Origin of the sequence: uncultured Dysosmobacter sp. (assembly GCF_947631165.1) — a bacterium.
Classification (GTDB): Bacteria; Bacillota; Clostridia; order Oscillospirales; family Oscillospiraceae; genus Oscillibacter.
Genome location: NZ_CANRKH010000050.1, coordinates 1 through 13,116, shown reverse-complemented (window position 1 = coordinate 13,116; position 13,116 = coordinate 1). Strand labels below are relative to the sequence as shown.

The window sequence follows — 13,116 nt, the reverse complement described above, 5'->3', positions numbered from 1 at the left end:
CGGCATCTGCGGCGACCTGTTCAAGGTCACCCCGCTGCTGATCGAGGCCATCAAGGCTGCCAAGGCCGCGAAGTAAGCTGCCTTTGAACTGAAATAGCAATGATGAGAGGAGGAATTGCCAAAAGAAAATGCACAATAACGCATTAGGGCGTGTTCATATAAAAGCGCAATAATAAGCGCAATAATAAGCGCAAAGTAAGCAAAGGGGAAAAAGATAATATTCTTACCATAGAGGGTAAAAATTCGGTGATACTGCTTCAAGCGATGAAAGCGCCTCTCGACCCGATTGCGTTGTTTGTATAAAGAGATAACTATGTGAAAAGAGCACAGGGCATTACAAAGAAGGTGGCTTTTATCCCTACATGGATGAAGGCTACCTTTTTATATGTTGTAAAGATTATGGTTGATAATTGGATTTGCCTACAACTGTGTAGGCAGATTTACCTGAAACCATCAAAATTATCGGTAAGGCGGATTCAATAGTCTGAGATTAAGCCAAAGATAAATTGACATAATCGCCTGTGTGCCGGCCGCGTGAGCGGACGAGGAATCAAGGTGCGATTTGTATGATACCATTGATCGCATTAAGCTGATCCGCTGTCTGACCCAGCCGTGCCACTTCGCTTTTAAGACAAAGAGAGGGAGATCCGCACATCATCTGCAGCACAAGCGGAATACTGTCAGTAAGGAGGACAAACCTCCGCCTGCCAGATACCCTCTCCGCGGACTTCTTAATGCAGCAGCCCCAAAAGCGGCCGATCCTGCGCCATGGCGCAAGACCGGCCGCTTTTTTTCTGTTTTCCGGCATCCCATAGGATGCCGTTCTCCTCCGTCTCTGAAATTTGGTTTTCCCCAAATTTCAGATGAACGGAGGAACGCCATATGGCGAAAAAGGATTAATATAACCCGGATTATAAAAAACTATATCCAGGGCTCGACATCAGTCCTGAAATTCTCGCCGTACTAAAACAAAGCGACCGTAAGATGAAGTACATAGAGGCGGATCTTAAAACAGAGCGTTTCATCCACAGCCAGAAGCATCAAACTGCGGTTTTCCTCCCCAGCCGAGAGGATTCCTATGAGAGAATGCTTGAAGAAGGACATACGCAGTTTGTATCAAACGGTGCCTCTCCCGAAGATGAGGTTCTTCATAACGAGAAAATAATTCAACTGCGTACCGCCCTTTTAGAGCTGGAGCCAGATGAAGCCGCTTTCATTCACGCTCTGTTTTATGAAGGCGTCAGTGAACGTCAACTATCAAAGCGGATGGGCATCCCACAGCGAACGCTCCATGATAGAAAAGTTAAGATTCTCGTCAAATTGCATAAACTTATAGAAAATTAAAAAAATTTCCGCTCACCCCCCTCACTCAACGGCAAAGAAAGTGAGGGGGTATTCCTTCCTTCGTGCAGCTTGAAAATCGAACATCCGGTGACGAGCAACGTCAGCTGACGGTCCCCTGACGAGGGGGAACAGCGATGCGTCGGACGCGCCAAGACCACCTGTGCGGAGGGACAAGCTCATCCGCATCAAAGACGGCCAAATAAGGTGCCTAGCGGTTTCCGTCCAGACAAAAGCAGCCCTGGCAAGCTGTTTTGCAATGATCCCGTCAGTCTATCATGGTACTTCCTGTCCAGCCACAGCCGCAAGCAATGGGGGCAGCTCGGAGAGATCCTCGGAGGGGTGCAATTCCCGAAGGGCGGCGCCAGCCGCTGGTTCGTTTAACCGCCCAGGGCCTGGGGAGTAGTGTCGAATAGGGCCGAAAAGATCAAATTTCAGAAACGGCGGGGGCCGCTCATCAACAGATAGCAGCAGTGTATTTTACGCAAGAGAGCGGTCCCCGTTTTACTTTTATGAGTAATGGGAACAAAAGGTTTCCATCCAGCACAGAGATATCTACTACACCGACCTGTATCTAGTGACTGGCTTCGAACAGTTTGGTATCCGGCCAGAGCTGATCAAACGAAACGACGTTGGAAACCGCCTCAGTCCCACGGTGACTGAGGCAGCGCGATTACAGGCGTGGCTGGAAAAACGCTTGCCCACCCATATGCGGCTGAATGGAGCCGTCTGCGAATTGTTTCGGAGCTCTATTGTGATGCTGGAGCAGATTCAGACTTTGGATAGGTCCCGTCTGGGAGAGTATATGTGAAATGTGAGAGCGGACAAGCTGAAGCAAACCGACACAGCATTGAACATCAGTGTAGGATTGCTGGATACCGGCGCAGGATAGAATGGGAAAGCAAGTTTCAGATTACACAGAAAATATACCATCAGGGCCGTCCACCGGCTCTGGTGGACGGTTCTCCATGTTAGGAGGGCTTTTTATGACAGGAAAAGAGCTATCGGATAACCTTATATTTTTCTCTGCCCTGAAGCTGATGGAACAACTGGCGAAGCGTGGTTTGTTGGATGCCAAGGAGACCCAGCAGATCCGTCGGGAATTGGAATACAGGCTCCGCCCCACACTCCTCCTTATCTGACTAACAAAGGACAATAACCTTGCCAATTTTCGCATTTTGAGCTCCGCGTTCTTGTTGGCTTTGGTGAATAGCTATTGTCCAAGGCCTGTGGTATTGTCGTTGCTGCAAGGAGGTAAAAATACTATGATGCAGAACCTAAATACGGCCATGGAGGCACCCAGGATCACAGTCATAGATCCCAGGGTGCTGGAGAAGCAAAAGCTCCGTGTGGCAGCCTATGCCCGTGTCAGCAGCGATTCGAAGGATCAGATCAACTCGTATCTCGCACAGGTGGACTTTTATACCAAATACATATCCTCCAGAGAGGACTGGATTATGGTAGACATCTATGCCGACGAGGGGCTGAGTGGGCTGGAGACGCAAAAACGGGACGATTTCAATCGGATGCTGGAGGACTGCCGCGCGGGAAAGATTGACCGGATACTGGTCAAATCCATCTCCCGTTTCGCCCGAAATACCAAGGAGTATATCCAATATATGCGGGAACTGCTCCGACTGGGCATTTCCATCTACTTCGAAAAGGAGAATATCGATACCGGCAAGCTGACCACCGAACAGGCGGCGCAGATCTACGGAGCCTTTGCCCAGATGGAATCTACCAATCACTCCAGCACCATGCGCCACAGCAACCGAATGCGGATGCAAAAGGGCATCTTCACTCCGCCCACTGCTCCCTATGGATACCGGCTGGTGGAGCGCGAATTGGAAATCGTCAAAGAAGAAGCTGATATCGTGCAGTACATTTTCCGAACTTATCTGAACGGCCAGGGCATAGATGATATATCCAACGAGCTAAATGACTTGGGTGCGATCCGGGGCCATGGCCGAGAACGGTGGCATCCAAGCACAGTCAGTTACATCCTCACCAATATCTCCTATACCGGGAATATGATCTGGCAGAAATCATACGCCACGGATACCGTCCCTTTCCGGCAGGTGCGAAATACCGGTCAGAAAGCGCAATACTTTGTGGAGAACACCCATCCAGCTATTGTCAGCATGGATGAATTTGAGAAAGTAAAGACGTTGATGGCCTTCCGAAAAGAGCAGTTCCTCAGCAATGCACAACCCCGTCCATCAATCTACAGCAAGCACATCTTCTGTGCTGTGTGCGGTTCCGTATGCCGCAGGAAGGTTACAAAGGGTAAGATCTACTGGGTCTGTCGCAAGCACGATCAATCAAAAAGCCGCTGTCCCGTTCCGCAGATCCCAGAGTCAGAGATCACGGCGGCGGTCCTTCGGCTGTCTGGAAAGCTAATAAAAAATAGGGATCAAATCCTGGGCGCCATGTTGGAGCGGCTCCGTGAGCTGCAGGAACGGGAATTGCGCTCCAACCGTAAAATAAGCGATATCGACCATGAGCTTGCACACCTATCTGAGCAGAATCTCGTACTGGTTCGACTGAAGTCGAAAGGGTATGTAGATCCTGCTCTTTATTTATCCCAGCAGGATGAGATCATCCGCAAGCAGAAGGATTTGAGAAAACTGCGCCGCAATATTCTGGAAACCATGGGAGGGAATCAGCAGATCCAGGCTACGGAAACGATGCTGGACTATCTGGAAGGAGCTTCCCCATGGAAGAAAACTGTGGACGGTGAAATCTTCGAAGCCCTGATTGAGCGGATACAGGTCATATCAGCAGAGGAAGCAAAGATCCGTCTGCTCAATGAGCTGGAGCTTACCGAGTGCATGGAAAGGACGGTGCGGTAGATGGCATGGCAGAGAAAGATTCCCTTTGGCTATAGGATCGAGCAGGGACAGGCTTGCCTTCATCCGGTGGAATCCAACGCCGTGCGGGATATCTTCCAACTGTATTTAAGCGGCCTCTCCTACAGCCAGATCGCAAGGGAGATGGAGCGTCAGAAAATCAAATACCACCAGCACACAGAGCAGTGGAACAAGCATATGGTCAAGCGAATCTTAGAAAACCAGACCTATTTGGGCGGCAGACTGTATCCTCGGCTCATTGACGGAGAGGACTTCCTTGCGGCCCGATTTCAACAGAGAGAAAAGGCAGTGGGAACTCCCCGTCCAAAAGAGATCGACGCTATCCGGAAAAAGGCTGTGTGTGCTCTGTGCGGGGCGAAGATGCAGCGGCATACCTGCACCAATGGCAGATCCTGCTGGCGCTGTGAGAGTCCTGTCTGCGGCTCGACGGTTTATATGGAGAACCACGTCCTGATCACTGCCCTGCGTGAGTGTCTCATGGAATTATCTCAAGCTCCATACCTGCTGACGCCGCCCGAGGTACCGACAGCCAAGGGGCCCTCCAGGGATGCTATCCGGATCGAGAACGAGCTGAATCTGGCCTTCAACCGCGGCGCAGAGGATGTCGAACTGATTAGAGCGCTGATCTTTGCCTCCGCAGCTGAAAGCTATGCCGCTATTCCAGATCCCACGCCGGGATATCAACTGGAGCACCTGTGCAAACAGTTGGAGTACGGCGACATTGATGATGACATTCTCAAGGAACTGCTGGAGACTGCGGTCAAGCATATCCGCATCGGAAAAGATGGAGTTCTGGAGCTGGAACTGATCAATGGAAAAGTCGTACAACAATCTGGAAAGGAGCAGCCCGCATGAGTGAAACAGAAAAAGCGCCAAGGCGAATTACCGTTATTCCCGCTGATCCTGCGCTGGAGGAGCGGGATATCCGAAAGCAGCACCTTCGAGTGGCTCCCTACTGTCGGGTATCCACCGACAAGGATGAGCAGCTTTCCAGCTATGAGGCACAGATCGAATATTACACAGAGAAGATCAATGCCAATCGGGAGTGGACTATGGTCCGCCTCTATGCCGATGAAGGCAAAACCGGAACCTCCACCAAGAAACGCAAGGAGTTCCTGAAGATGATCCGAGATTGTGAAAAGGGCAAGATCGATCTGATCATCACCAAGTCTGTGTCCCGGTTTGGACGCAACACCCTGGATGGATTGGATTATGTCCGCCGCCTGAAACGGATCGGCGTAGGCGTCTACTTTGAAAAGGAAAATGTCAACACCTTGTACATGGACAACGAAATGATCCTGACATTCTTCTTCTCCCAGGCCCAGGCGGAGAGCGAGTCCCTCAGCGGAAATGTAAAGTGGGGCCACCGTAAAAATTTCAAGGATGGCAAGGTATACTATCAGTATGAGAGCTTTCTCGGCTATCGAAAGGGAGCGGATGGTCAGCCGGAGGTGGATGAGGAGCAGGCCGCTGTCGTCCGCAGGATCTTCGCCCGATACCTGATGGGCCACAGCACCAGCCAGATCTGCAAGGATCTGATGGCGGATGGGATCAAAACTGTTCGAGGGAAAGACCGCTGGAGGGAAAGCGTGATCCAGAGAATGCTCCAGAATGAGAAGTACATTGGGGACGCACTGCTCCAGAAGACCTATATGGCGGATCTCTTCACTCATCAGCAGAAGAAAAACACCGGGGAGCTGCCTAAATACTACGTCCACGAGTGTCATCCCCCTATCATCGACCGGGAGACATTTCGCAGAGTGCAGGAGGAAATGGCACGGCGCTCCGGACTGCGAAAGACCTCCGATAAGGCAAAGACGGAGCTTGGCAAATACAGTGGGAAATATGCGCTCAACGAGCTGTTGGTCTGCGGTGAGTGCGGAAGCCCCTACCGTCGGCGGCTCTGGATGCCCCGTGGGGAACGCCGGCACGTCTGGCGGTGCCTTAACCGGCTGGAACATGGGAAGAAATACTGCAAGAACGCTCCCACATTGGAGGAGCCCGCCCTGCATGCGGCTATCCTCTCCGCCATCAACGAGATGTTCCAGGCAAGAGTGGCAAAACAAATACTGATGGACAGCATTGCGGCAGTACTGTCAAGAGATGAGCAGGAGCAGAGTCTCCCTGCGGTGGAAAGCCAGATCCGCAGGCTGCAGGACCGCCAGCTGGAGCTGTTCCAACTGGCGGTAAGTGCTGGAGTAGAGTGTACTGCGTATGATGATGAACTCCAACAGGTCCATATGGCGAAGACCCGATTGATGCTGAAGAAGGCGGAACTGGAACGGCTGGGCCGAACCGCTTCCGAATTTGACCGGCGTATGGATCAGATTGAGTCTGAGGTGGACGGAGCGGAGGCCGCTATTACCGACTTCGATGAAGTATTGGTACGGCAGCTCATCAGCAATATCAAAGTGCTGGACAAGGAACACCTGCTCATACGCTTCAAGGATGGGATGGAGATCGAGCAATACGTAGATACGGAAAAGGAGATGAGAGCGTCATGATATATGTTACAGGCGACTGTCACGGCGGATTCCAGCGGTTTGGAATGAAATACTTCCCACAGCAGAAAAAGCTCTGCCGGGATGACTATGTGATCATCTGCGGCGACTTTGGGGGACTGTGGAGCGATTCACGGGAGGAGAACTACTGGCTGGATTGGCTGGAGGACAAGCCCTTTACGACGCTATTCATAGACGGCAACCATGAAAACTTTACCTTGCTGAATGCTCTACCGCAGATGGAATGGCACGGTGGAAAAGTGCATCCAGTGCGTGAGCATATTCTCCACCTGATGCGGGGACAGATATTCAAGATCGACGGTCTAACCTGGTTTACCATGGGCGGCGCCAGAAGCCACGATATTGAGGATGGTATCCTGGACCCCGCCGCGCCGAACTTCGAGCAGGAATACTGGCGGAAGCGGAGGACCTGTCAGCGGCTCCGTGTGCTGGGACAAAGCTGGTGGCCGCAGGAGCTGCCCTGCGAAGAGGAATACGACGAGGCGCTGGCCAATTTGGAACGGGCTGACTGGAAAGTAGACTGCATCTTGACCCACTGTGCGCCCAGAAATATCATTTTAAAAATTGATCCGGCCTACTTGACAAATCCGCTGACAGACTTCCTGGAACTTGTAAAGAGACGCTGTGAATTTTCCTACTGGTTCTTTGGCCACCATCACCGCAATGAAATCATCGACGAAAAATACATCCTGCAATGGGAGCAGATATCCAAGCTGGAAACGAAATAAAATCAAAAATACAGGAGACCCACATGGCCATTGGCTGTGTGGATCTCTTTCTGAAATAAATATTTTCCTGTGGCACCAATCGAACTAATGTGCTATAATTGCAGTATCGGATCTTGCGGAACTGCTATACAGAAGGAGGTGGCCAACATATGAAAAAACGCACTTACATCTGCGTCGACCTGAAGAGCTTTTATGCCTCGGTGGAGTGCGTGGAGCGGGGCCTGGACCCTATGACCACCAACCTGGTGGTGGCAGACAAAAGCCGCACGGAAAAGACCATATGCCTAGCTGTGTCCCCCTCTCTGAAAGCCTACGGCATCTCGGGTCGGGCCCGGCTGTTTGAGGTGGTCCAGCGGGTCAAGGAGGTCAACGCCCAGCGGCTGCGACGCGCGCCGGGCCGTCAGTTTACCGGTTCCTCCTGGCATGATCCGGAGCTGAAGGCTTCTCCAGAACTGGCGCTGGACTACATTGTGGCCCCGCCCAGGATGGCCCACTATATCGACTGGAGCACGAAGATCTACAACGTGTATCTGAGGTATATCGCACCGGAGGACATCTTCCCATACAGCATCGACGAGGTGTTTATGGACGTTACCAACTATCTGGACGCCTATCAGCTGACAGCCCGTGAACTTGCCAAGCGGATGATCCTGGATGTATTGGAGACTACGGGCATCACTGCCACGGCGGGGATGGGGACCAACCTGTATCTGGCCAAGGTCGCCATGGACATTGTGTCCAAGCATATCAAGGCGGACAAGGACGGCGTCCGCATCGCCAAGCTGGACGAGATGACCTACCGCCGCCTGCTGTGGGATCACCGGCCACTGACGGATTTTTGGCGGGTTGGACCCGGCTACGCGAAAAAGCTGGAGGCCAGCGGTCTGTACACCATGGGCGATATTGCCCGGTGCTCCATCGGTAAGCCTGGGGACTACTACAATGAGGAACTGCTGTACAAGCTCTTCGGCGTCAATACCGAAATTCTGATCGACCATGCCTGGGGCTGGGAGCCATGCACCATTGCCGATGTGAAAGCCTGCAGGCCGGAGAACAAGAGCATCGTCTCCGGGCAGGTGCTCCAATGTCCTTATGATTTTAAGAAAGCCCAGCTGGTAGTACGGGAGATGGCGGACGCCCTGTCTCTGGACCTGGTGGACAAGGGGCTGATGACCAACCAGCTGGTGTTGACCATCGGCTATGACATCGAAAACCTCTCCGATCCCCAGCGGGCGAAAGCTTATAAAGGCTCCGTCACCACCGACCGCTATGGACGGAAGATCCCCAAGCACTCCACTGGCACGGCTAATCTGAGCCGGTACAGCTCCTCCACCAACGAGATCATTCATGCTGCTTTGGATCTGTTCGACCGCATCGCGGACAAGGCACTTCTGGTGCGGCGGCTGAGCATCTCAGCCAACCGCCTGCTGACGGAGGCAGACGTGCCGAAAGAACCTGCAGCGGAACAACTGGACCTGTTCACTGACTATGCTACCCAAGAAAAGCAGAAGGAGGCGGACAGGACTGCCCTGGTACGGGAACGGAAGAAGCAGGAGGCCATGCTGGCCATCAAGAAAAAGTACGGGAAAAATGCCATTTTGAAGGGGATGAATCTGGAGGACGGCGCCACGGCCAGAGAGCGAAATAAGACCATTGGAGGGCATAAAGCATGAACAGAGAGATTCGGCGGTGCCAGTGGGTGAACTTGAAAAATCCAATCTATATCCAATACCATGACACAGAATGGGGCGTTCCGGAGCACGACGACCAGAAACTCTATGAGCTGTTGCTTTTGGAGTCCTTTCAGGCCGGATTGTCTTGGGAGTGCGTCCTGAACAAGCGGGAAAACTTCCGGGCCGCCTATGATGACTTTGATATTGAGAAGGTTTGCAATTATGACGAAGCCAAATGTGCGGAGCTTCTGAATGATCCGGGGATCATCCGAAACAGACTCAAGGTAAAAGCCAGCGTCACCAACAGCCGTATTTTTCGAGAGATCCAGCGGAAGTTCGGCTCCTTCGATGCATATATCTGGGGCTTTACTGACGGAAAAGTGGTCTTTGAAGACTATTCGATCCGCACCACCTCTCCCCTGTCTGATCAGATCTCAAAAGACTTGAAGAAACGGGGCATGACCTTCGTTGGCTCCACTGTGATCTACTCCTATCTGCAAGCCATTGGGATAATCAACGGTCACGGGAAAGAGTGTGATCATTACATGGAGGGCATCACGCATGAGCGGTAAGTATGACGACATCCTCCGCCTGTCCCATCCCACCTCGGAGCGTCATCCCCGGATGCCCATTTCTGACCGTGCCGCCATTTTCAGTCCTTTCGCCGCTCTCACCGGCCACAGCGCCGCTATCGCGGAGACGGCGCGGCTGACCCAGCGGCGCATCGAGCTGGACGAGGACAGCAAGGCAAGGCTGGATCTGAAACAGCAGGTGTTGGCGGAGATCATAGACCGGCAGCCAGAGGTCACCATCACGTGGTTCCAGCCGGACGAGAGGAAAGAAGGCGGTAGCTATGTCACTGCCACTGGACGGCTGAAGAAGGTGGATACGCTGGAACGGACCCTGGTCCTGACGGACGGCACGAAGATCCCATTGAACGATGTCTTGGATCTAGAGAGCGAATGCCTTCAGGATATATTGCAAGAAGAATTTTGAAATTTATCTAACGAAAAGGGAAGCGTGGCAGTGCGCCGCGTTTCCCTTTTCGTTAGAGCAAATCAGGCAGATTTACGCCGGAAAGGAGAAGGCTATGAATATCAGAAAACCTGTTGACTACAGCGCCCTGTACGCGGATTTGGATAAGCTGATGGCGGCAAAATTATCCCAGATGGAACGATACCGCGAGATCGGCAGACTGGTCAGCGCCAGGATCGAGAAAGGTGCGGCGGTCGCGGCCTCTGAGTATTTGCAGGCTGCATATCCCACGGCCACAAGCTTCTCCCCGCGTAATCTGCGGCGCATGCGGGAATTCTGCCGCGTCTATGGCAGCGATCCTGTTTTGATGGAGCACGCAATGCAGATCAGTTGGACGCTGAATGTTGTCATTTTAGAAGCGAATCTTACGATGAATGAGCGCGCATGGTATATTCGTGCGTTAGAGCAATATGGCTGGTCCAAAATCGAATTGAGAAATCAAATTGCTTCCTCTGCGCATTTAGAAGTTCCTCTCGACGATAAGGCACCTGTATGTTATACTGAACAGGAAGAAACGGTTCAGGAGTATGAGACCAAAAATGACAAAGATACTTTTTATCTGCCACGGCAACATTTGCAGAAGTCCAATGGCCGAATTTGTGATGAAGGATCTGGTGAAAAAGGCGGGACTGGAAGCTCAGTTCCATATCGAGTCCGCCGCCACCAGTACCGAGGAGATTGGCAATCCGGTTTATCCTCCGGCCCGGCGGAAGCTGGCGAAGCATGGGATCGACTGTGCCGGCCATGCGGCGCGGCAGCTCCGCAACGAGGATTACGAGGAATACGATTTCCTGATTGGGATGGATCGGGCCAATATTCGCAGCATGTACCGCATCTGCGGCGGGGACTTTTCCGAGAAGATGCATCTTCTGATGGACTTTACCGACCGTCCCGGCGATGTGGCCGATCCGTGGTACACCGGCGACTTTGCAACAACTTGGCGGGATGTGGAGGAAGGCTGCCAAGGTATTTTAGAGTATATCCAACGTGAGTGCAAAGGAGGGCCGCATCTATGAACAGCAAAATGATCGTCAGTGGAGCTGAAATTACAGTCACCACCATTGATGACAAGGACTATATCTCTCTGACGGATATGTTGAAAGCAAAAGATGGTGACTTCTTCATTTCAGACTGGCTTCGAAATAGAAACACGGTAGAGTTTCTTGGCATTTGGGAGCAGATCCATAATCCCAATTTTAATTATGGCGAATTCGCCATAATTAGAAGTCAGGCAGGATTGAACAGCTATAAACTCAGTGTGAAAGAGTGGGTAGAAAAAACCAACGCCATTGGTTTGAGGGCAAAGGCCGGACGCTATGGTGGGACCTATGCCTACAAGGATATTGCATTCGAATTTGGAATGTGGATCAGCCCTGAATTCAAAATCTATTTGATCAAAGAGTTTGAGCGGCTGAAAGCGGAAGAACAGCTTCAACTTGGTTGGGACATCAAGCGCAATCTGGCAAAAATCAATTATCGTATCCATACCGACGCAATCAAGGAAAACTTGATTCCGCCGGAATTGTCAGCAAAGCAGATGTCTCTGGTCTATGCCAGTGAGGCGGATGTTTTGAACATGGCTCTTTTCGGCAAGACGGCAAAACAATGGCGGGAAGAGAATCCTGACCTCAAGGGCAATATCCGAGATTATGCCAATGTATCGCAGCTTGTATGCCTGTCCAATCTGGAAAACCTGAATGCGGTATTTATTAATGAGGGGATGACACAAGCAGAGCGTCTCTCAAAGCTCAATGCAATTGCAATCAGCCAGATGCGTGTGCTGACGGAAGATCACCGGATAATGTCATTAGAGGCGGCTACAGAGGAAAGGGCTACCCTTAATATGGAAAACAAAGAAAGCACATAAAATATAAACAATTGTAAAAGGAGTATAGGAGTTGTGAATCGGTTAAAAGAATTGCTCGAAAAGCATTTATTCCTCATTTGGATTATTTGCAGTGGCTTATTTGCCTTTATTATTCACTGCCTCTTCTCCATCACTGCACCTAATGAATGGTTAGTCGCAAAATGGGGTGCCGGAGATATACTGATCTTTGTCAGCACTGTTGCCCTGGGCCTGTTAGCTGTATGGCAGAATAAAAAGTTCAAGGAAGAAAATGATGCAGCACAAGGACGCTTGGAAAATCTAACAAAAAGATCCAATGAGCTTTCCGCCATAAATAAGATAATTGAGCATGAAAACATAAACATCTCGCGATTAAAAGAAAAAATGCAAAACTTTATTAGTGCGTGCAATACCGAGGCAACACTTGTTGATTTGTCAGATGTTGCCCACCAACCAGATGATTTTAAGAAACTATTCCTTAAAATCAAGATGGATTATAGAAACAAGCAAATCAGGCTTTGTACTATTGAACTCTTATCTGAATTAAAAGCATATCCAGATAATGCGCCAGATAATGCAGAAGCAATTAAACTTCTTCAGTTAATATCAAAATATAGCGAATGCTCAATCGAACTAACTCAAAAAATTCGCACAAATTCTTCTGCGGATGGTACTTATAAGGAAAAAGCAGATGCTGAGAAGGAACTTATCATAAGTTTTTCTGATTTTATTTCCAACAGAGAAGCAATGCTTAATAAAGTAATTTTTGAGTATTTAACTCTTGACCAAATAAAAGCGATGTACAGCGGACATCCAAGCAAGGAGGATAGCTGAATCTATTGTGGCGCAAAGTCTTTTTATAGCATAGAGCCAGTTCAGAAAAAGTCCTAAGGCGATGAAAAGGCCTTAGGGCCTTTTCATACGCCGGACGTGCTTTTTCTTCGCTTCCGACCGCGATTCGCTACGCTGGATTCGCAGTCGGATAGGGCGAGACTACCTAAAAAGTATATTTCTTGCCTTGGTACAAGATAAGTTGACAGACCGCCAAGGGGGGTCTGTCACTTTTTATATAAAGAAAAACAGCAAAGTCATTGCGCCGCA

At 50.6% G+C, this 13,116-nt stretch carries 14 protein-coding genes and 1 pseudogene; 14 read left to right on the top strand and 1 reads right to left on the bottom strand.

Annotated elements, in window-relative coordinates:
* On the bottom strand, nt 1-261 hold a 261-nt coding region (locus Q0Z69_RS14950; protein ID WP_298035200.1), incomplete at its 3' end, for a hypothetical protein.
* A 723-nt stretch (nt 262-984) separates the two neighbouring features.
* Between Q0Z69_RS14950 and Q0Z69_RS14945 the strand changes: the two genes are divergently transcribed.
* From Q0Z69_RS14945 to Q0Z69_RS14885, 14 genes and pseudogenes are all read left to right on the top strand, one after another.
* Nucleotides 985-1,344: an RNA polymerase sigma factor gene (locus Q0Z69_RS14945; RefSeq protein ID WP_298035199.1), complete on the top strand. Its 360-nt coding sequence runs from the start codon at nt 985-987 to the stop codon at nt 1,342-1,344.
* A 535-nt stretch (nt 1,345-1,879) separates the two neighbouring features.
* Nucleotides 1,880-2,152, top strand: a complete 273-nt coding sequence (locus Q0Z69_RS14940; protein WP_367272332.1) for a type II toxin-antitoxin system PemK/MazF family toxin — start codon at nt 1,880-1,882, stop codon at nt 2,150-2,152.
* Between the two features lie 175 nt (nt 2,153-2,327).
* Nucleotides 2,328-2,483: a hypothetical protein gene (locus Q0Z69_RS14935; RefSeq protein ID WP_298035198.1), complete on the top strand. Its 156-nt coding sequence runs from the start codon at nt 2,328-2,330 to the stop codon at nt 2,481-2,483.
* 123 nt (nt 2,484-2,606) lie between these two features.
* Nucleotides 2,607-4,193, top strand: coding sequence for a recombinase family protein (locus Q0Z69_RS14930; protein ID WP_298035197.1), 1,587 nt, complete (start codon nt 2,607-2,609; stop codon nt 4,191-4,193).
* Nucleotides 4,194-5,066 (top strand): recombinase family protein, encoded by an 873-nt coding sequence (locus Q0Z69_RS14925; protein WP_298035196.1) that lies wholly within the window; start codon nt 4,194-4,196, stop codon nt 5,064-5,066.
* Nucleotides 5,063-6,715, top strand: a complete 1,653-nt coding sequence (locus tag Q0Z69_RS14920) for a recombinase family protein (protein WP_298035195.1) — start codon at nt 5,063-5,065, stop codon at nt 6,713-6,715. The genes Q0Z69_RS14925 and Q0Z69_RS14920 overlap by 4 nt, the downstream gene beginning before the upstream one ends.
* Nucleotides 6,712-7,461, top strand: a complete 750-nt coding sequence (locus tag Q0Z69_RS14915) for a metallophosphoesterase (RefSeq protein WP_298035194.1) — start codon at nt 6,712-6,714, stop codon at nt 7,459-7,461. Before Q0Z69_RS14920 ends, Q0Z69_RS14915 begins: the two co-directional genes overlap by 4 nt.
* 149 nt (nt 7,462-7,610) lie before the next feature.
* Complete coding sequence (locus Q0Z69_RS14910) at nt 7,611-9,134, top strand: DNA methylase (protein WP_298035193.1); 1,524 nt, start codon at nt 7,611-7,613, stop codon at nt 9,132-9,134.
* Entirely contained in the window at nt 9,131-9,706 is a 576-nt protein-coding gene (locus Q0Z69_RS14905) for a DNA-3-methyladenine glycosylase I (RefSeq protein WP_298035192.1), read from the top strand. Before Q0Z69_RS14910 ends, Q0Z69_RS14905 begins: the two co-directional genes overlap by 4 nt.
* Nucleotides 9,696-10,130 carry a hypothetical protein gene (locus tag Q0Z69_RS14900; protein ID WP_298035191.1) on the top strand — a complete coding sequence of 145 codons (435 nt, stop codon included), beginning with the start codon at nt 9,696-9,698 and terminating at the stop codon, nt 10,128-10,130. Before Q0Z69_RS14905 ends, Q0Z69_RS14900 begins: the two co-directional genes overlap by 11 nt.
* Before the next feature lie 94 nt (nt 10,131-10,224).
* Nucleotides 10,225-10,617, top strand: a pseudogene (locus tag Q0Z69_RS16940) (DUF1016 N-terminal domain-containing protein); the annotation flags it as partial.
* Between the two features lie 91 nt (nt 10,618-10,708).
* Entirely contained in the window at nt 10,709-11,185 is a 477-nt protein-coding gene (locus Q0Z69_RS14895; protein ID WP_298035190.1) for a low molecular weight protein-tyrosine-phosphatase, read from the top strand.
* Nucleotides 11,182-12,036 carry a KilA-N domain-containing protein gene (locus tag Q0Z69_RS14890; protein ID WP_298035189.1) on the top strand — a complete coding sequence of 285 codons (855 nt, stop codon included), beginning with the start codon at nt 11,182-11,184 and terminating at the stop codon, nt 12,034-12,036. Before Q0Z69_RS14895 ends, Q0Z69_RS14890 begins: the two co-directional genes overlap by 4 nt.
* A 33-nt stretch (nt 12,037-12,069) precedes the next feature.
* Nucleotides 12,070-12,849, top strand: a complete 780-nt coding sequence (locus Q0Z69_RS14885; RefSeq protein ID WP_298035188.1) for a hypothetical protein — start codon at nt 12,070-12,072, stop codon at nt 12,847-12,849.
* Nucleotides 12,850-13,116 lie beyond the last annotated feature (267 nt).

Excerpts from the sequence above, each read along its gene's own strand:
- Q0Z69_RS14895 (WP_298035190.1), top strand. The coding sequence starts at position 10,709 with ATGACAAAGATACTTTTTATCTGCCACGGCAACATTTGCAGAAGTCCA.
- Q0Z69_RS14930 (WP_298035197.1), top strand. The coding sequence starts at position 2,607 with ATGATGCAGAACCTAAATACGGCCATGGAGGCACCCAGGATCACAGTC.
- Q0Z69_RS14915 (WP_298035194.1), top strand. The coding sequence starts at position 6,712 with ATGATATATGTTACAGGCGACTGTCACGGCGGATTCCAGCGGTTTGGA.
- Q0Z69_RS14890 (WP_298035189.1), top strand. The coding sequence starts at position 11,182 with ATGAACAGCAAAATGATCGTCAGTGGAGCTGAAATTACAGTCACCACC.
- Q0Z69_RS14935 (WP_298035198.1), top strand. The coding sequence starts at position 2,328 with ATGACAGGAAAAGAGCTATCGGATAACCTTATATTTTTCTCTGCCCTG.
- Q0Z69_RS14910 (WP_298035193.1), top strand. The coding sequence starts at position 7,611 with ATGAAAAAACGCACTTACATCTGCGTCGACCTGAAGAGCTTTTATGCC.
- Q0Z69_RS14925 (WP_298035196.1), top strand. The coding sequence starts at position 4,194 with ATGGCATGGCAGAGAAAGATTCCCTTTGGCTATAGGATCGAGCAGGGA.
- Q0Z69_RS14905 (WP_298035192.1), top strand. The coding sequence starts at position 9,131 with ATGAACAGAGAGATTCGGCGGTGCCAGTGGGTGAACTTGAAAAATCCA.
- Q0Z69_RS14945 (WP_298035199.1), top strand. The coding sequence starts at position 985 with ATGAAGTACATAGAGGCGGATCTTAAAACAGAGCGTTTCATCCACAGC.
- Q0Z69_RS14900 (WP_298035191.1), top strand. The coding sequence starts at position 9,696 with ATGAGCGGTAAGTATGACGACATCCTCCGCCTGTCCCATCCCACCTCG.
- Q0Z69_RS14920 (WP_298035195.1), top strand. The coding sequence starts at position 5,063 with ATGAGTGAAACAGAAAAAGCGCCAAGGCGAATTACCGTTATTCCCGCT.